The 18,086-nt window shown below is 72.4% G+C and carries 13 protein-coding genes, 1 rRNA gene and 1 pseudogene; 1 reads left to right on the forward strand and 14 read right to left on the reverse strand.

The genetic code is table 11. The annotated features are described in order from the left end of the window. Window positions 1–5: 5 nt before the first annotated feature. From C8046_RS04160 to argC, 11 genes and pseudogenes are all read right to left on the reverse strand, one after another. Window positions 6–1,532: ribosomal RNA gene (locus C8046_RS04160) — 16S ribosomal RNA — on the reverse strand. Between the two features lie 635 nt (window positions 1,533–2,167). Next, window positions 2,168–3,397 (reverse strand): annotated as a pseudogene (gene tyrS / locus C8046_RS04165) (tyrosine--tRNA ligase); the annotation flags it as partial. 71 nt (window positions 3,398–3,468) lie between these two features. Continuing rightward, complete coding sequence (locus C8046_RS04170) at window positions 3,469–4,125, reverse strand: DNA-3-methyladenine glycosylase (protein ID WP_109230729.1); 657 nt, start codon at window positions 4,123–4,125, stop codon at window positions 3,469–3,471. A gap of 54 nt (window positions 4,126–4,179) precedes the next feature. Next, window positions 4,180–4,860, reverse strand: coding sequence for a uridine kinase family protein (locus C8046_RS04175; RefSeq protein ID WP_109228377.1), 681 nt, complete (start codon window positions 4,858–4,860; stop codon window positions 4,180–4,182). Further along, window positions 4,857–6,317, reverse strand: coding sequence for an argininosuccinate lyase (gene argH, locus C8046_RS04180; RefSeq protein ID WP_235866085.1), 1,461 nt, complete (start codon window positions 6,315–6,317; stop codon window positions 4,857–4,859). The genes C8046_RS04175 and argH overlap by 4 nt, the downstream gene beginning before the upstream one ends. A gap of 76 nt (window positions 6,318–6,393) precedes the next feature. After that, window positions 6,394–6,909, reverse strand: a complete 516-nt coding sequence (locus C8046_RS04185) for an arginine repressor (protein ID WP_109228378.1) — start codon at window positions 6,907–6,909, stop codon at window positions 6,394–6,396. Then, window positions 6,906–7,853 (reverse strand): ornithine carbamoyltransferase, encoded by a 948-nt coding sequence (gene argF / locus C8046_RS04190; protein WP_109228379.1) that lies wholly within the window; start codon window positions 7,851–7,853, stop codon window positions 6,906–6,908. The genes C8046_RS04185 and argF overlap by 4 nt, the downstream gene beginning before the upstream one ends. After that, window positions 7,853–9,148, reverse strand: a complete 1,296-nt coding sequence (locus C8046_RS04195) for an acetylornithine transaminase (RefSeq protein ID WP_268921359.1) — start codon at window positions 9,146–9,148, stop codon at window positions 7,853–7,855. Before C8046_RS04195 ends, argF begins: the two co-directional genes overlap by 1 nt. Continuing rightward, window positions 9,145–10,161 (reverse strand): acetylglutamate kinase, encoded by a 1,017-nt coding sequence (gene argB / locus C8046_RS04200; RefSeq protein WP_109228380.1) that lies wholly within the window; start codon window positions 10,159–10,161, stop codon window positions 9,145–9,147. The genes C8046_RS04195 and argB overlap by 4 nt, the downstream gene beginning before the upstream one ends. Continuing rightward, window positions 10,158–11,321, reverse strand: a complete 1,164-nt coding sequence (argJ, locus tag C8046_RS04205; protein WP_109228381.1) for a bifunctional glutamate N-acetyltransferase/amino-acid acetyltransferase ArgJ — start codon at window positions 11,319–11,321, stop codon at window positions 10,158–10,160. The genes argB and argJ overlap by 4 nt, the downstream gene beginning before the upstream one ends. Next, on the reverse strand, window positions 11,318–12,394 hold the full coding sequence (gene argC / locus C8046_RS04210; protein WP_109228382.1) for an N-acetyl-gamma-glutamyl-phosphate reductase: 1,077 nt from the start codon (window positions 12,392–12,394) through the stop codon (window positions 11,318–11,320). Before argC ends, argJ begins: the two co-directional genes overlap by 4 nt. A 76-nt stretch (window positions 12,395–12,470) precedes the next feature. Between argC and C8046_RS04215 the strand changes: the two genes are divergently transcribed. Continuing rightward, window positions 12,471–13,454, forward strand: a complete 984-nt coding sequence (locus C8046_RS04215) for a quinone oxidoreductase family protein (protein WP_109228383.1) — start codon at window positions 12,471–12,473, stop codon at window positions 13,452–13,454. An 18-nt stretch (window positions 13,455–13,472) separates the two neighbouring features. On the opposite strand, the gene C8046_RS04220 is transcribed toward C8046_RS04215, so the two are convergent. The 3 genes from C8046_RS04220 to pheS are packed head-to-tail and all read right to left on the reverse strand — an operon-like array spanning window position 13,473 to window position 18,011. Further along, on the reverse strand, window positions 13,473–14,324 hold the full coding sequence (locus C8046_RS04220; RefSeq protein WP_109228384.1) for an SDR family NAD(P)-dependent oxidoreductase: 852 nt from the start codon (window positions 14,322–14,324) through the stop codon (window positions 13,473–13,475). Continuing rightward, window positions 14,317–16,896: a phenylalanine--tRNA ligase subunit beta gene (gene pheT, locus C8046_RS04225; protein WP_109228385.1), complete on the reverse strand. Its 2,580-nt coding sequence runs from the start codon at window positions 16,894–16,896 to the stop codon at window positions 14,317–14,319. The genes C8046_RS04220 and pheT overlap by 8 nt, the downstream gene beginning before the upstream one ends. Continuing rightward, window positions 16,896–18,011, reverse strand: a complete 1,116-nt coding sequence (pheS, locus tag C8046_RS04230; RefSeq protein WP_109228386.1) for a phenylalanine--tRNA ligase subunit alpha — start codon at window positions 18,009–18,011, stop codon at window positions 16,896–16,898. The genes pheT and pheS overlap by 1 nt, the downstream gene beginning before the upstream one ends. Window positions 18,012–18,086: the final 75 nt, after the last annotated feature.

An 18,086-nucleotide genomic window follows, 5' to 3' on the forward strand; every position in this document is an offset into this window, starting at 1 on the left:
CTTAGAAAGGAGGTGATCCAGCCGCACCTTCCGGTACGGCTACCTTGTTACGACTTAGTCCTAATCGCCAATCCCACCTTCGACAGCTCCCCCCTACAAGAGGTTGGGCCACTGGCTTCGGGTGTTACCGACTTTCATGACTTGACGGGCGGTGTGTACAAGGCCCGAGAACGTATTCACCGCAGCATTGCTGATCTGCGATTACTAGCGACTCCGACTTCATGGGGTCGAGTTGCAGACCCCAATCCGAACTGAGACCGGCTTTCTGGGATTCGCTCCACCTCGCGGTATCGCAGCCCTTTGTACCGGCCATTGTAGCATGCGTGAAGCCCAAGACATAAGGGGCATGATGATTTGACGTCATCCCCACCTTCCTCCGAGTTGACCCCGGCAGTCTCCTATGAGTCCCCACCATCACGTGCTGGCAACATAGGACGAGGGTTGCGCTCGTTGCGGGACTTAACCCAACATCTCACGACACGAGCTGACGACAACCATGCACCACCTGTACATGAGTGTCCAAAGAGACCACCATCTCTGGTGGCTTCTCAAGTATGTCAAGCCTTGGTAAGGTTCTTCGCGTTGCATCGAATTAATCCGCATGCTCCGCCGCTTGTGCGGGCCCCCGTCAATTCCTTTGAGTTTTAGCCTTGCGGCCGTACTCCCCAGGCGGGGCACTTAATGCGTTAGCTACGGCGCGGAATCCGTGGAAACAGACCCCACACCTAGTGCCCAACGTTTACGGCATGGACTACCAGGGTATCTAATCCTGTTCGCTCCCCATGCTTTCGCTCCTCAGCGTCAGTAACGGCCCAGAGACCTGCCTTCGCCATCGGTGTTCCTCCTGATATCTGCGCATTCCACCGCTACACCAGGAATTCCAGTCTCCCCTACCGCACTCTAGTCTGCCCGTACCCACTGCACGCCCCAAGTTGAGCCTGGGGATTTCACAGCAGACGCGACAAACCGCCTACGAGCTCTTTACGCCCAATAATTCCGGACAACGCTTGCGCCCTACGTATTACCGCGGCTGCTGGCACGTAGTTAGCCGGCGCTTCTTCTGCAGGTACCGTCACCCGAAAGCTTCTTCCCTACTGAAAGAGGTTTACAACCCGAAGGCCGTCATCCCTCACGCGGCGTCGCTGCATCAGGCTTTCGCCCATTGTGCAATATTCCCCACTGCTGCCTCCCGTAGGAGTCTGGGCCGTGTCTCAGTCCCAGTGTGGCCGGTCACCCTCTCAGGCCGGCTACCCGTCATCGCCTTGGTAGGCCTTCACCCCACCAACAAGCTGATAGGCCGCGAGCCCATCCCAGACCAGAAACCCTTTCAACAACCCGACATGCATCAGGAAGTGATATCCAGTATTAGCCCCGGTTTCCCGGAGTTATCCCAGAGTCTGGGGCAGGTTACTCACGTGTTACTCACCCGTTCGCCACTAATCAGGAATGCAAGCACCCCATCATCGTTCGACTTGCATGTGTAAAGCACGCCGCCAGCGTTCGTCCTGAGCCAGGATCAAACTCTCCGTCAAAAACTAACCCCACCACACCCGAAAGCACGACGGGAATCATTTAACGACAATGATCCAAGCAAAAACCCGAACAACCACAACCCCCCAAAAGGAGCCATGACGCCCAGGCAAAACAAAAACAGTCAACCAAACCCCACAACGCATCTCCCGAAGGACCGCGCCACAGAACCCGGCCAACAAATGGCATCAAGTTCACAAACACACTGTTGAGTTCTCAAGCAACACACCACGCCAGCCCATCCACACCCCAAACCCTGGGGCCCGGACCAACCGGGGCAACTTCTCTAACTTACATCCTCTGCGAACCCCGGTCAAATCGACCCGATTCCTTCAGATTCAGCTGGTTGAACTTCCGCCCGAGATGATCTCGTTCGTTCCAGTTCTTCGTTCGCATCCGCACTTTCCGGCCTGGCCGGTCTGCTCTGCGCAACGGGTTGATAACTTACGCAGAACGCGGTGGGCTCGCAAGTCGGCCTGCACCCCGGGCGTGTCGCCCGAGTGGCCCGGACCACGCCGATCGTTCTGACCTGCACGAACGCTGCGCAACGGTCCCGACCGGCACCCGCGAGCCCCGCGAGCGCCGGCCGGTTGAGCTCAGTCCTGGTGCGGACGGGTGGCCACGGCGAGGTTCCGTCGCCCCGACGGATGAGGACGTGGCGCCCACCCAGGAGGTCGTCGGCGACGAGCACGCGCTCGACGTCGTCCTGCTTGACGTTGTTCACGTACGCCCCACCCTCCCCCACGGCGCGACGTGCCTCGTTGCGTCCCTTGACGAGACCGGCGGCCACCAGGGCGTCGACGAGGGTGGTCTCCCCGGGGACGAGGTCCGCGGTCGGGAGCTCCGCCACCGCCGAGTCGAGCGTCGCGCCGTCGAGCTCGCGCAGCTCGCCCCGCCCGAACAGGGCCGCGCTCGCCGCCTCGACGGCCGCCGTCGCGCCGGCGCCGTGCACGAGCGACGTCACGTCGGCCGCGAGCGTTCGCTGGGCCGCCCGCAGGTGCGGGCGCTCCGCGGTCTCCGCCTCGATCGCCTCGATCTCCTCGCGCGTGCGGAAGGTGAAGGTCCGCAGCCAGCGCACGGCGTCGGCGTCCGACGCGTTCACCCAGTACTGGTAGAAGGCGTACGGGCTCATCATGTCCGGCGCGAGCCACACGGCGCCGCCCTCGGTCTTGCCGAACTTGGTGCCGTCGGCCTTGGTGATCAGCGGCGTGGTCCAGGCGTGCACGGAGCGCTGCTCGGCCTTGCGGATCAGCTCCACCCCCGAGAGCAGGTTCCCCCACTGGTCGCTGCCGCCGGTCTGCAGCGTCACGCCGTAGCGACGGTTCAGCTCGAGGTAGTCGTTGCCCTGCAGGAGCTGGTAGCTGAACTCGGTGAACGAGATCCCCTCGTCCGAGGCCAGCCGCCGCGCGACCGTGTCCTTGGCGAGCATCGTCCCCATCCGGAAGTGCTTGCCGATGCTCCGCAGCAGGTCGATCGCCGTCAGCTCGGCCGTCCAGTCGAGGTTGTTGACCATGCGGGCACCGTTGGCGGAGTCGAAGTCGAGGAACGGCTCGATCTGCGCCCGCAGCCTGTCGGCCCACTGCGCGACGACGTCACCCGAGTTGAGCACGCGCTCACCTGACTGGCGCGGATCCCCGATGAGGCCCGTCGCTCCCCCGACCAGCGCGATCGGGCGGTGGCCGGCGAGCTGCAGGTGGCGCAGCAGGATCAGCTGCACGAGATGGCCGTGGTGCAGGCTCGGCGCCGTCGGGTCGAACCCGGCGTAGTAGGTCACGGGGCCGGCGGCCAGCGCTGCACGCAGCGCAGCCTCGTCGGTGGTCTGGGAGACGAGCCCGCGCCAGCGCAGGTCCTCGATCAGGTCGGTCACGTCGGTGTCCTCGGTTCGCTTGCGAAGTCGTGCGGTGGATGAAGAAGAGTCGGGGCGCGGTACGGCTGAGGTCAGACGGCGCGGTAGCGCGACACGGTCGGGTCGCCGCTCAGCCAGTACCGCCACGGATAGGTCGCGAGGCCACCGTCGCCGGAGACCCCGGTGCGCGGACCGCTCTGCCACGGCCCCGAACGGATCTCGGGCACCCGGAGGCCGGCGACGGCGTCGGGCATCCGGTGGCCGTCGGCCGCGTCCACGCTCGTGCCGTCGTGCTGGCCCTTGATGCCGAGTGCCGTCGCGAGCCTGGCGGGCCCGCTGGCCAGGTCGCGGTCCGCCTTCGAGCTCGAGCGACGACTCCGGGCGAGCTCCACCCCCTCGACGATCTCCCCCGCCCGGAGCAGCACGGCCGAGGCGTTGCCCTCCGTGCCCGTCACCACGTTGGCGCACCAGTGCATGCCGTAGGTGAAGTAGACGTAGAGCCGTCCGGGCGGGCCGAACATCGTCGCGTTGCGCGGCGTGCGGCCCCGGTAGGCGTGCGAGCCGGGGTCGTCGGACCCGCCGTAGGCCTCGACCTCGGTCAGCCTCACGACGACGGTGCCCTCGGCCGATGCGACGGACAGCAGCCCCCCGAGCAGGTCGGGCGCCACCTCCTGCGCGCTGCGCGCGAACCAGGCACGACCGGGGACGTAGAGGGCCCGGCTGCTCCGGGCAGGGGCGCCCGACGCCATCGAACCGTCGTCGTCACCCATGACGGCGATCCTTCCACACGGTGCCCACCGGCCTCAGCGGGAGCCGCTCTCCGGGACGGCCACGTCCGACGCGACGCTCGCCGCTCCCCAGCGCAGGACGCCACCCGTCGCGTCGAGCACGACGTCGGCGCGCTCGGTGGTGCGGTCGCGTGCCTCCAGCGCCCGCTCGTCCGCCATGAACGCGAGCCACTCGGGACGCATCGCCTCGCCGTCGCGCGCCAGGCCCCTCGTCAGCCGGAGGTCGTCCGCGGCCGTCACCGCGACGACGAGCCGGGCGACGCCGTCGACAGCCGGCGGTGCGCTGCCGCACCCCTCGAGCAGGAGAACGTCGGCACGCGGCACCGTCACGGTCTCCGCGAGCGCGTCGCGCTCCCAGTCGTAGCGGCGGTAGGTCACGGTCTCCCCGCGCTCCAGGGACGCCGCGATCAGCTCGACCTCGCGGTGCGCGGCGAGCAGGCCCGTCCAGCCGAGGTAGAGGTCGTCCATGTGGACGACGGCGACGGTCCGCCCGCGCTCGCGCAGAGCCCCGGCGAGGTCGGCGGCGAGCGTCGTCTTGCCCGCGCCGGCGAGACCGTCCACGCAGACCAGCGTGACGCCGTGCGGGAGGTCGGTGACGCCGTCGCCCCGTCGCGCGGGGCCGGGCAGGACGCCGAGCGCCGCCGCGACCAGACGGCCGACGACGGCGTCGCGCGCGTCGGCGCCCGGCGCGCTCACTCGGACTCGGGCCCGGCGTCGGACTCGGGCTCGGCCCAGGCCCGCAGCTCCTCCGCGCGCTCGGCGGCGCGCGCCAGCTGCTCCACCACCCGCACCGGCGCGGTGCCGCCGCGGCCGTTGCGCGAGGCGATCGACCCGGCCACGGTGAGGACCTCGCGGACCTCGGGCACGAGGTGCGGGCTTACCGCTGCGAGCTCCTCGTCGCTGAGGTCGGCGAGCTCGATGGGGGGCTCGTGCGTCTCGCAGGCCTGGACGCAGGCGCCGGCGATCTCGTGCGCATCGCGGAACGGCACGCCCCGGCGCACCAGCCACTCGGCGATGTCGGTCGCCAGGGAGAAGCCCTGCGGGGCGAGCTCGGCCATCCGCTCCGTGTGGAACCGCAGCGTCGCGACCATCCCCGCGACGGCCGGCAGCAGGACCTCGAGCTGGGCGACGGCGTCGAACACCGGTTCCTTGTCCTCCTGCAGGTCGCGGTTGTACGCGAGCGGGAGGCCCTTGAGGGTCGCGAGCAGACCGGTCAGGTCACCGATCAGTCGGCCGGCCTTGCCGCGCGCCAGCTCGGCGATGTCCGGGTTTTTCTTCTGCGGCATGATGCTCGACCCCGTGGAGTAGGCGTCGTCGAGCGTGATGAAGCCGAACTCCTTCGTGGCCCAGAGGATGACCTCCTCGGAGAGGCGCGACAGGTCGACCGCCGTCATGGCGGCGACGAACGCGAACTCCGCGACGACGTCGCGCGCCGCGGTCCCGTCGATCGAGTTCTCCACGGCGGAGTCGAAGCCGAGCTCGTGCGCGACGGCGTCCGGGTCCAGCCCGAGCGAGGACCCCGCCAGCGCGCCGGAGCCGTAGGGCGACACGGCGGCGCGCTCGTCCCAGTCCACGAGCCGCTCGACGTCGCGCAGCAGCGGCCACGCGTGGGCGAGCAGGTGGTGCGCCAGCAGGACGGGCTGAGCGTGCTGCAGGTGCGTCCGCCCGGGCATCGGCGCCTCGGGGTGGGCCGCGGCCTGCTCCACGAGGGCGTCCACGACGGCGAGCACGCCGCCCGCGACCACGCGGGCGTGGTCGCGCAGGAACATCCGCACGAGGGTCGCGATCTGGTCGTTGCGGGAGCGCCCGGCGCGCAGCCGACCGCCCACCTCGGCGCCGACGCGCGCGATGAGCACCCTCTCGAGGGCGCCGTGCACGTCCTCGTCGCCCGGGTCGGCGACCAGGGTGCCGGCGAGCACGTCGTCCTCCATCGCCGTCAGCGCGTCCACGAGCGTGGCGAGGTCGGCATCGGTGAGGAGCCCGGCGCGGTGCAGCGCCCGGGCGTGGGCGCGGGACCCGGCGAGGTCGACGGGTGCGAGCACCCAGTCGAACTGCGTGCTGCGCGAGAGCTCGGCCATCGCGTCCGCAGGTCCCGAGGCGAACCGGCCGCCCCAGAGGGCTCCGGTGTTGGTGGTACCGCTCGCGGTCGTCACAAGGTTCTCCTGCCCTCCGCCGCGCGTGGCGGCGAGGTTCGTCAGTTCGTTCGGTTCACTCGGTCGGGCGGGAGCCCTACTGCTGGTGGTGCGCGGCTCGAGCGAGCTCGAGGAACGTCTCCACGACACCCTGCGCTCCGTCGGGGTCGCGCGAGATGACCACGACCGTGTCGTCCCCGGCGATCGTCCCCAGCACGTCCGGCAGGATCGACTGGTCGATCGCGGAGGCGAAGAAGTGGGCGGCGCCGGGGGGCGTCCGCAGCACCGCGAGGTTACCGCTCGCGTCGGCCGAGACCAGCAGCTCGGCCGTCAGCCGCTCCAGCCGCCGGGCCAGGTGCGGCTCCTGCTCGGCGACCCGCTGGCCGTGGTAGCCGCCGCCCTCGGGCGGGAGCGTGTAGACGAGGCCGTCCGAGGTGTGCATCTTCTGGGCCCGCAGCTCTAGCAGGTCGCGCGAGAGCGTCGCCTGCGTCACCACGACGCCGTCGGCCTCCAGCGCCGCGGACAGGTCCGCCTGCGAGCGGATCGCCCCTCGGGTGATCGCTCGCGTGATGAGCGCGTGACGCGCCGCCTTGGTCGGGGGGACCTGCGTCATGAGGCCCCCGCCAGGAACGTCAGGACCGCCTTCTGGGCGTGCAGGCGGTTCTCGGCCTCGTCCCAGATGACGGCCCGCGGCCCGTCGAGCACGTCGGCGGTGATCTCCTTGCCGCGGTAGGCGGGCAGGCAGTGGAGCACGACGGCGGTCGGGTCCGCCAGCTCGAGCAGGTCGTCGTCGAGCTGGTAGGGCAGGAACACCTGCTCGCGCGCCGTGCTCTCCGCCTCCTGGCCCATCGACACCCAGGTGTCGGTGGCCACGGCGTCGGCCCCCACGACCGCGTGCCGCGGGTCGGTGTGCACCGCGACGGCCGCGCCGGTCTCGGCGGCGATCGCCTTGGCCCGCGCCAGGATGTCGGCGCGGGGGGCGAAGTCGGCGGGGCACCCGATGTGCACGTCCATGCCGGCCAGCGCCCCCGCGAGCAGGTAGGAGTGCGCCATGTTGTTGGAGCCGTCGCCGACGTAGGCGAACGTGCGTCCGGCCAGCGCGGGTCCGGACGTGGCGAGCCCGCCCGTGTGCTCGGCGACCGTGAGCAGGTCGGCCAGCGCCTGGCACGGGTGGAAGTCGTCCGTCAGCGCGTTGACGACAGGGACGTCCGAGTCGGCCGCCATCTTCTCGAGGTCGGACTGGTGGAAGGTGCGCCACACGATCGCCGCGACCTGGCGACCCAGGACCTTGGCGACGTCGGACACCGACTCGCGCTTCCCGATCTGCGCCAGCGCACCGTCGACCATCAGCGGGTAGCCCCCGAGCTCGGCGACCGCCGTGGTGAAGGAGACCTGCGTGCGCAGCGTCGGCTTGTCGAAGATGATCGCGACCGACCGCGGCCCGGCGTACGGAGTGCGCGCGTGGCGGTCGGCCTTCAGCGTCGCCGCGAGCTCGAGCACCTCGCGCTGCTCGGCGCTGGTGAGGTCGTCGTCGGCGAGGAAGGAACGCGCGGTCATCAGGCTGCTCCCGATCCACCGGCGGCGGCCCGCACCCCGGAGTCGATGATGGCGGGCAGGGCACGCGTGAACGTGGCGGCCTGCTCCGTGGTGAGGATCAGCGGCGGCGCGAGCCGCAGCGACGTCGGCGTGGGGGCGTTGACGATGAACCCGGCCGCCAGCGCGGCCGTCTGCACCGCGGCGGCCACCGGCTGCGCGAGCTCGACGGCGATGAGCAGCCCGTGGCCGCGGACCTCGCTCACCAGCGGGTGCGCCGCCGCGAGGTCGCTCCGCCAGGTGCGGCCGAGCTCGCTCACGTGGGCGAGCAGGTCGTCCCGCTCGATCACGTGCAGGGTCGCGAGGGCCGCCGCAGCCGCGACGGGGTTGCCGCCGAAGGTCGTGCCGTGGTTGCCGGGCTGCAGCAGCGTGGCCGGTCCCTCGCCGTAGGCGATGACCGCGCCGACCGGGATACCGCCGCCGAGACCCTTGGCGAGCGTGACGACGTCGGGCACGACCCCGCCGCCGATGGCCGGATCGTGGTGGGCGAGCCAGGCGCCGCACCGGCCGACGCCGGTCTGGACCTCGTCCAGGACCAGCAGCGCGTCGTGGCGGGTGGCGAGCTCGCGCGCCGCGGCGAGGTAGCCGGGCGCGGGGGTGCGGACACCCGCCTCGCCCTGCACCGGCTCGATCACGAGCCCGGCGACGCCGCCGGCGGCGAACGCCTCCTCCAGCGCCGCGACGTCGTCGAACGGCACGTGCTCGACGCCGCCGGGGAGCGGCTCGAACGGCTCGCGGTAGGCGGCCTTGTGGGTGAGCGCGAGGGCCCCCATCGTCCGACCGTGGAACGCGCCCTCGAGCGCCAGCACCCGCGAGGTCCCGCGCGCCGCCCCGTGCCGGCGGATCATCTTGAACGCGGCCTCGTTGGCCTCCGTGCCGGAGTTCGTGAAGAAGACGCGCGAGCCCGACGGCGCCTGCGCGACCTCGAGCAGGCGCTCCGCGAGCGTCACCTGGGTCGGGGTGGCGAAGAAGTTCGAGACGTGACCGAGCGTGCCCAGCTGCGCCGACACGGCGCTGACGAGCGTCGGGTGGGCGTGGCCCAGCGCGTTCACGGCGATGCCGCCGAGGAGGTCGAGGTAGCGGGTGCCGTCGGCGTCCCACACGTAGGCGCCCTCGCCCCGCACCAGCACGCCCTGCGGCGGGCCGAACGTGTTCATGATCGCGTGGCCGTACCGCTGCGCCAGCTCGGCACCGGACGCGTTCCCGGTCGCGACCGGGGTGGCGGGGGGCGTGGGGGCGCTGATGTCGGTGTCGCTCACTTCTCGGTCCTCCTCGGCGCCGCGGCGCTCTCCTCGAACTCGGGCGCCCGGTCACCCGGCAGGACCATCGTGCCGACGCCGTCGGTGGTGAAGATCTCCAGGAGCAGCGCGTGCGCCGCCCGGCCGTCGATCACGTGCGCCTGCGGCACGCCGCCCTGGACGGCGCGCAGGCACGCCTCCATCTTCGGCACCATGCCGGAGGACAGGGTGGGCAGCAGCGCGGCGAGCGGCTCGGAACCGATGCGGCGCACCAGCGAGGATCGGTCCGGCCACGCGGCGTACAGGCCCTCGACGTCGGTGAGGACGACGAGCTTGCTCGCCCCGAGCGCGACGGCGAGCGCGGAGGCCGCGGTGTCGGCGTTGATGTTGAGGATCTGGGTCGGGTCGTCCTCGTCGACGGCGATCGTCGAGACCACCGGGATCCGGCCGGCCGCGAGCACGTCGGCCACGGCCGCGGGGTCCACGAGGCTCACGTCGCCGACCTGTCCGACGTCGATCTCCTCGCCATCCACGACCGCGGTGCGCCGCTTGCCGCGGAACAGTCCCGCGTCCTCGCCCGACAGGCCGATCGCGAGCGGGCCGCGCGCGTTGAGCATCGTCACGAGGCGCCGCTGGACCTGGCCCGTCAGCACCATCCGGACGACGTCCATCGCTTCCGGCGTGGTGACGCGCAGGCCGCCCCGGAACTCGCTGGCGATGCCGAGCCGGCCGAGCATCTCGCTGATCTGGGGACCACCGCCGTGCACGATGACGGGCCGCAGCCCGGCGCGCCGCAGGAAGGTGATGTCGTCGGCGAAGGCCTGCTCCAGCTCGGAGTCGACCATGGCGTTGCCGCCGAACTTCACCACCACGACGGCGCCCTCGAAGCGCTCCAGCCACGGCAGCGCCTGGATCAGCACCTCCGCCTTCTGGTAGGCGAAGAGGTCGCGCTCGGTGTCGAAGTAGAAGTCCTCGGGGACCTCGACCTCGGACGTCCCGGCGGGCTCGGACGGGCTGGGCTGGTTCTGGCTCATGTGGAGTATGCGCTGTTCTCGTGGACGTAGTCGTGCGTGAGGTCGTTGGTCCAGACGGTGGCGGAGGCGTCACCGGCGTGCAGGTCGACGAGCACCTGCACCTCGCGGGCGCCGGCGAGGTCCACGAGGGTGCGGTCCTCCCCCACGCCGCCGGCGCGGCACACCTGGACGCCGTTGATCGCGACGTCGAGTGTGAGCGCGTCGTAGGGCGCCACCGACTCCGGGACGGTGCCGACGGCGGCGAGCACGCGGCCCCAGTTGGGGTCGTTGCCGAACACCGCTGCCTTGAACAGGTTCGACCGGGTGACCGCGCGGGCGACGGCGACGGCGGCGTCCTCGCTGCTCGCACCCGTCACCGTGACGGCGATGTCGTGGCTCGCACCCTCGGCGTCGGCCACGAGCTGGCGCGCGAGCTCGGCGCAGGCCTGCGCGAGCGCCGCCTCGAACGCACCCGGCTCCGGCTCGACGCCGCTGGCGCCGGAGGCCAGCAGCAGCACGGTGTCGTTGGTGGACATGCAGCCGTCGGAGTCGACGCGGTCGAACGTCGTGCCCGTCGCCGCCCGCAGAGCGGCGTCGGCGCGCTCGGCGTCGATCACGGCGTCCGTCGTGAGCACCACCAGCATCGTGGCCAGGCCCGGCGCGAGCATGCCCGCGCCCTTGGCCATCCCGCCGACCGACCAGCCGGCGCCGGGCACGTGGCTCTGCTTGCTGACGGAGTCGGTGGTCATGATGGCGGTGGCCGCCGCGGCACCGCCGTCGGCGTCGAGGTGGGCGACGGCGTCGTCGACACCCGCCAGCAGCAACGGCATCGGGAGGCGCTCGCCGATCAGCCCCGTGGAGCAGACGAGCACGTCACCGAAGTCCACCGCCAGCGCGGCACCGGTGTGCTCGGCGGTCCGGTGGGTGTCGGCGAAGCCGTCGGGTCCCGTGCAGGCGTTCGCCCCGCCGGAGTTGAGGATGACGGCGCGCGCGACGCCGTCGCCCACGACCGTGCGCGACCACACGACGGGCGCCGCGACGACGCGGTTGCTGGTGAACACGCCCGCGGCGACCGCGAGCGGGCCGTCGTTGACGACGAGGGCGACGTCGGGCTTCCCTGAGGCCTTGAGGCCGGCGGTGACGCCGGCGGCCCGGAATCCCTGGGGGGCGGTGATGCTCACGGGGCAACTCCTGTGATCGGCAGTCCGGCGGTCTCGGGCAGTCCGAGCGCGAGGTTGAGGGACTGGACGGCGGCGCCGGCGGTCCCCTTGACGAGGTTGTCGAGGGCGCTGGTGACCACCACGCGCCCGGCCCGCACGTCGTGCGCGAGCTGCACCAGGACGGTGTTGGCACCCACGGTGGCGGCCGACGTCGGCCACTGCCCCGCGGGCAGGACGTGCACGAAGGACTCGCGCTCGTAGACGTCCCAGGCGGCCCGCAGGTCGGCCTCGGTCACGCCCTCCTTCACCCGCGCCGTCACGGTCGCGAGGATGCCCCGCGAGGTCGGCACGAGCACGGGCGTGAAGGACAGGCGCGTCCCCGACGCCCCGGTGACGCCGAAGTTCTGGAGGATCTCGGGCACGTGCCGGTGGGTCCCGCCGACACCGTAGGGCACGAGCGAGCCGTGCGCCTCGGCCGCGAGGAGATGCGTCTTGGGCGCCTTGCCCGCCCCGGAGTAGCCGACAGCGAGCACGGCGACGACGTCGTCGACCTCGATCAGCCCGGCCGCGATACCCGGCTGGAGCGCGAGTGTGACAGCGGTGACGTTGCAGCCGGGAACGGCGATGCGGCGGGTGCCGGCCAGCTCGGCGCGCTGCCTCGCCGCGGTCGTCTCACCCGCGTGCAGCAGCTCGGGCATGCCGTACGTCCAGGTGCCGGCGTGCTCGCTGCCGTAGTAGTCGCGCCACGCCTGCGGGTCGACCAGGCGGTGGTCGGCTCCGACGTCCACGACGAGGCACCCCGGGCTGGAGCGCTCCAGCTCGGCGGCGACCGCGCCGGACGCACCGTGCGGGAGGGCGAGCACGACGACGTCGTGGCCCGCCAGCTCCTCGGCGGTCGTCGGGGCGAACCGTCGCCCGGCGACCGCGGGGTGGGCAGCGAGGTGGGGCTGGTGGGCCCCCACGCTCTCCCCCGCGTTGGAGTGCGCCGTCAGGGCGCCGAGCTCGAGTTCGGGGTGCGCGAGGACGAGGCGGGCGATCTCGCCGCCCGCGTAGCCGCTGGCTCCGGCAATTGCTACGGATACAGTCACGCGCATAAGTATACACGCGACCGGATGGTGGACCCGGGACCTCCCCGCCCCGCGCGTCGCCCCCGCGCCCTACGGTGGGGCGATGCGCGCGATCCAGGCCCGTGAGGCGGGCGACCCCGACGTCCTCGAGCTCGTCGACCTTCCCGATCCCGACCCCGGTCCCGGCGAGGTCCGGGTCGAGGTCGCCTTCGCGGGCGTGAACTTCATCGACACCTACCGTCGAGCCGGCGTCTACCCGATGACCTACCCCCACGTCGTCGGCTCGGAGGGGGCCGGGCGCGTGGTCGCGCTCGGCGACGGCGTGACCTCCCTCGCCGTCGGCGACCGCGTCGCCTGGTCCGACGCCCCCGGCTCCTACGCCTCCGCCGTCCTCGTGCGCGCCGAGCGAGCGCTCCCGGTGCCGGACGACGTCGACGACGCCGCGGCCGCCGCCCTCCCGCTCCAGGGGCTCACCGCGCACTACCTCGCCACGTCCACCGCGCCGGTCCTTCCCGGCGACGACGTGCTCGTGCACGCGGGGGCAGGCGGGGTGGGCCTGCTGCTCACGCAGCTCGCCGTCGCCCGCGGCGGCCGCGTCCTGTCGACCGTGTCCACCGCCGAGAAGGAGGAGCTCGCGCGCGCCGCGGGCGCCGACGTCGTGATCCGGTACGACCAGCTGGCGGACCTGGACGCCGAGCTGCCCGCGCTCGTGCGGGAGGCGACCGGGGGCGCGGGCGTCGCCGCGGTGTTCGACGGCGTGGGCCGCACGACGTTCGACGCCTCGCTCGCGTCGCTGCGCCGTCGCGGCACCCTCGTGCTCTTCGGCGGGTCGAGCGGCCAGGTGCCGCCGGTCGACCTGCAGCGTCTGAACGCCGCCGGGTCGGTGTACGTCACCCGTCCGACGCTCGGCGACTACACCGCGACGCCCGAGGAGCTCCACGAGCGGGCCGCCGAGCTGTTCGACGCCGTCGCGGCGGGCACCCTCGACGTCCGCATCGGCGCCCGGTTCCCGCTGGCCGACGCGGCCGCGGCGCACGCCGCGCTCGAGTCGCGGGGCACCACGGGCAAGCTCGTCCTGGAGGTCTGAGTCCCCTTCGGACGTGTGTCAGCGCCTGGCGGGCACCAGCGTCTCGGACGCGTTCGGGTCGTCGTCGCCCCACGGGAGGACGCCGAACCGACGCGCCTGGCCCTCCGGCGACCCGTGCTCGGCGAGCGACGCCGGTGAGTCGTGCGTGACCCGCAGGTAGCGGCCCGACCAGTCGTCGAGCTCGCCGCGCGCGATCGCCGCGATCATCTCCGTGGTGCGCTCCACCGGGGTGAAGTCCGTGCGGCCGGCGTGCAGCGCCATCGACGTCGTCATGTCGGTCCGCACGGTGCCGGGCGCGATCCCGAACGAGCGCAGCCCACGGTCGAACCCCGCCTCGTGGACGTGCCCCACGAGGCGGAGCTGACCGGCCTTCGTGGCGGTGTAGGCGGAGGCGACGTCCCAGTCGCGGGCCCCCGCGCCCGAGACGATGTCGACGCTGCGGCCGCCGCCCGCGGCGACCATCAGCGCCAGCACCTCCCGCGAGACGTGGAAGGAGCCCAGCAGGTTGGCGCTCACGACACCGGCCCAGACGGTCGGGTCGGCCTCCCAGAGCGGCACCTCGCCGTCGACCCGGCCCGCGTTGTTGACGAGCAGGCCGGGGACGCCGAGCTCGGCGTGCAGGTGCGCGACGGCGTCGCGCACCGCTGCGTGGTCGCCCACGTCCGCGACGGCCCAGGCGGCCGTCCCGCCGGCGTCGGTGATCTCCGCCGTCACGGCGGCGAGCGCGTCGCCGTCGCGCGCCAGCAGCCCGACGGCCAGGCCGTCCGCCGCCAGCGCGAGGGCGACCGACCGCCCGATGCCGCGCGAGGCGCCCGTGACGAAGGCGACGGTCGCGGGCGCGGGGGCGGGCACCGCCGCGGCCTCAGCCACGGAGCACCCCGCCGACCCGCTCGGCCGCGAGGGCCACGATCGACTCGCGCACGCCGGCCGTCTCCTCCGCCGTCAGCGTCCGGTCGCCCGCGCGCAGGCGCAGGGCGAACGCGAGGGACTTGCGGGCCTCACCGACCTGGTCGCCCGTGTAGACGTCGAACAGCTCGACGGACTCGGCGAGGTCTCCGGCCGCCTCGGCGACCACCCGCCGCACGGTCTCGGCCGGCACGCCGGCGTCGACGACGAGCGCGACGTCCTCCTTGGCGACGGGGAAGGTCGACAGCTTGCCGAGGCTCAGCCCGCTCGTGGCCGCGGCGGCGACGAGGGCGTCGAGGTCGAGCTCGAAGGCCGCGGCGCGGGCGGGCAGCCCGAACGCCGAGGCCACCTTGGGAGCCAGTTCCCCGGCGTGGCCGACGACGGTGCCGTCGGCCAGGGCGAGGGACGCGCAGCGGCCGGGGTGGAACGGCGTCCGCTCCGCCGCGGCCACGTCGATCGCGACGCCGAGGGCCCCGGCCAGACGGAGCGCGACGGCGATCGCCGTCTCGGCCTGGGACGCGCTCGTGCCCTGGGAGGCGGTCGTCGCCAGGACCCCGGCGACGTGTCGCTCCTGCGGGGGGACGCTCGCCTCGAGCGCTGCGACGACGTCATCCCCGGGGTAGGCCCCGCCGTCGGGCAGCAGCGACGCGGCGCCGCCCGGGTGGCGGAACGTCACCGAGCCGACCTCGAAGACGCCGACGGCGGAGGCGCCGCGGCTGAGGTTGCGGGTCGCGACCGGGAGCAGCGTGGCCAGCAGGCTGGTCCGCAGCTCGGGCGCGTCGTCGGCGAGCGGGTTGGCCAGCAGCTCGACCTCGCGACGGCGGTCGTCGGCCTGCTCGGCCAGCTGGTCGTGGACCTTGGCGCCCACGAAGGGCGAGGAGACGACCTGCACGAGGCCGGACTCGGCCAGCGTGCGCTCGGCGCCGCGGCGTAGTCGCTGCGTCGGCGTCAGCCCGTTGCCGGGGACGGCGCGCGGGACGACGGTCGGGACGCCCTCGTACCCCCGCAGGCGCACGACCTCCTCGATCAGGTCGACGGCCTGCGTGATGTCGGGTCGCCACGTCGGTGGGCTCACGAGCAGCTCGCGGTGGTCGCCGTCGGCGATGTCGGTCACCCGGGCACCGATGGCCTCGAGGGTGTCGTGCACCTCGTCGTAGGTGTACGGCACGCCGATGAGGCGGGCGACGGCGGCCGGGTCGAGCGCGATGGGCGCCGCCGACGTCGTGCTGTCGACGTCGGTGACGGCCGCCGTGTCCTCGACCCCGCCGCCGTGCTCGACCAGCAGGTCGACGACGCGCTGCGCCGCCACGGCCTGCAGGCGCGGGTCGACCCCACGCTCGAAGCGCTTGGACGCCTCGCTGGGCAGCCGGTGGCGGCGGGCCGAGCGCGCGATCGTCACGGTCTCGAAGTGCGCCGCCTCGATCAGGACGTCGGTCGTCGCGTCGGACACCTCGGTGGCCGCGCCACCCATCACCCCGGCGATGCCGATCGGGCGGGAACCGCGGGAGCCGTCGGGCGAGTCCGTGATGAGGAGGTCCTCGGCGTGCAGGGTGCGCTCGGCGTCGTCGAGCGTGGTGATCGTCTCGCCGGCCCGGGCACGGCGCACGACGATCGGCGCGGTCAGCGTCGCCAGGTCGTAGGCGTGCAGCGGCTGACCGAGGTCGAGCATCACGTAGTTCGTCGCGTCGACGGCGAGCGAGATCGGCCGCATGCCGGCCTGACGCAGGCGGCGCTGCAGCCATTCCGGCGAGCTCGCCGAGGCGTCCACGCCGCGGACGATCCTGGCCACGAAGCGGTCGCAGCCGACCTGACCGCGGATCGGGGCGGCGTCGTCGATCTCGACGGCGAAGCCCGTGTCGGTCGCCGTGGGCACCTCGGGGGCGGACCCGCGCGGCGCCGGCAGGGCCGGGTCGGTGAACGTCGCACCGGTGGAGTGGGCGTACTCGCGGGCGACGCCGCGGACGCTGAAGCAGTAGCCGCGGTCAGGCGTGACGTTGATCTCGAGGACCTCGTCCGCGAGCCCGAGCAGCTCGAGGGCGTCGGTGCCGGGGGCGGGCACCGCGCTCGGGTCGGCCTCGCGCTCGGCCGCCGTCGCCAGGACGATGATGCCCTCGTTCTCCTTCTCCAGACCGATCTCGTCGGCCGCGCAGATCATGCCGTTGGAGACGTGGCCGTACGTCTTGCGCGCAGCGATCGCGAAGTCGCCGGGCAGGACGGCGCCGGGCAGGGCCACCACGACGGTGTCCCCCGCCTCGAAGTTGTGGGCACCGCAGATCACGCCGCGCTCGACGACGTCACCCGCCTCGTCACGCTCACCGGTGTCCACCTGGCACCAGTTGATGACCTTGCCGTTCTTCTGCGGCTCGGGCGACTTCGCCAGCACGCGACCGACGACGACGGGGCCGGTCACGCCGGAGGAGTGGATCGCCTCCTCCTCCAGCCCGACGCGGACGAGGTCCTCGGCCAGCTGGGCGGCCGTCAGGTCGGCGGGCAGCTCGACGTGCTCGGCGAGCCAGGGCATCACGACGTTGGGCATCAGGCTTCCCCTCCATTGTCACCGGCGAGCGCGAACGCTCGTGAGAGGCGCACATCGCCCTCGAACAGGTCCCGAAGATCCTCCAGGCCGTGCCGGAGCATGACGGCGCGGTCGATCCCCATGCCGAACGCGAACCCGGAGTAGACCTCGGGGTCGACGCCGACGCTGCGCAGCACGTTCGGGTTGACCATCCCGCAGCCGCCCCACTCGATCCAGCCAGGTCCGCCCTTCTTCTGGGGGAACCACAGGTCCATCTCGGCACTCGGCTCGGTGAACGGGAAGTAGGCGGGGCGCAGACGCGTGCGCGCCTCGGGCCCGAACATCGCCTTCGCGAAGTGGTCCAGGGTGCCCTTGAGGTGGGCCATCGTCAGGCCCTCGTCGATCGCGATGCCCTCGACCTGGTGGAACACCGGGGAGTGCGTGGCGTCGAGCTCGTCGGTGCGGAACACCCGGCCCGGGCACGCGACGTAGAGCGGGACGCCGCGCTCGAGCAGGGAGCGGGCCTGGACCGGGGAGGTGTGCGTGCGCAGCACGAGGTGCCGCTCGTCGGTGCCCTCGGGGTCGGCCAGGAAAAACGTGTCCTGCATCTGGCGCGCGGGGTGGTCGGGCTTGAAGTTGAGGGCGTCGAAGTTGAACCACTCGTGCTCGACCTCGGGACCCTCGGCGATCTCCCAGCCCATGGCGACGAAGATGTCGGCCATCCGCTCCGCCGTCGTCGCGATGGGGTGCCGGGCGCCGGCGAGGCCGGTGTGCGCGGCGCCGGCCGTGCCGCGGGCGGCGGGCAGCGTGACGTCGATCGTCTCGGTGGCCAGGACGTGCTGGGCGTGCAGCTCCTCGAGCTCGGCCTCGCGGGCCTTGATGGCACCGCCGAGCCGGCCGCGGGCGCCACCGACGAGCTTGCCGGCGACGGCCTTCTCGGCGCCGGGGAGGCCGCCGATCGTGCGGTTGGCGAGCGCGAGCGGGCTGCGGTCGCCCGTGTGCTCGAGGCGGACGGCCTTGAGGCCCTCGAGCGACTCGGCGGCGGCGATGGCCGCCAGCGCCTCCTCGACCGCGCGGCCGACGGCGTCGGCGTCGGTCGGGCTGATGGCTTCGGGCAGCGTGGTCTCGCTGGTCATGGGCAGGGGTTCCTTCCGGGAACGGTGCGGCTGCGGGGGTGGGTCGGGAAGCGACCGGGCCGCCCCTCGCCGTCA

The organism is Serinibacter arcticus, from assembly GCF_003121705.1.
GTDB lineage: Bacteria > Actinomycetota > Actinomycetes > Actinomycetales > Beutenbergiaceae > Litorihabitans.

Excerpts from the sequence above, each read along its gene's own strand:
- C8046_RS04185 (WP_109228378.1), bottom strand. The coding sequence starts at position 6,909 with ATGACGCAGGTCCCCCCGACCAAGGCGGCGCGTCACGCGCTCATCACG.
- pheS (WP_109228386.1), bottom strand. The coding sequence starts at position 18,011 with ATGACCAGCGAGACCACGCTGCCCGAAGCCATCAGCCCGACCGACGCC.
- C8046_RS04215 (WP_109228383.1), top strand. The coding sequence starts at position 12,471 with ATGCGCGCGATCCAGGCCCGTGAGGCGGGCGACCCCGACGTCCTCGAG.
- argF (WP_109228379.1), bottom strand. The coding sequence starts at position 7,853 with ATGACCGCGCGTTCCTTCCTCGCCGACGACGACCTCACCAGCGCCGAG.
- C8046_RS04170 (WP_109230729.1), bottom strand. The coding sequence starts at position 4,125 with ATGGCGTCGGGCGCCCCTGCCCGGAGCAGCCGGGCCCTCTACGTCCCC.
- argC (WP_109228382.1), bottom strand. The coding sequence starts at position 12,394 with ATGCGCGTGACTGTATCCGTAGCAATTGCCGGAGCCAGCGGCTACGCG.
- argB (WP_109228380.1), bottom strand. The coding sequence starts at position 10,161 with ATGAGCCAGAACCAGCCCAGCCCGTCCGAGCCCGCCGGGACGTCCGAG.
- pheT (WP_109228385.1), bottom strand. The coding sequence starts at position 16,896 with ATGCCCAACGTCGTGATGCCCTGGCTCGCCGAGCACGTCGAGCTGCCC.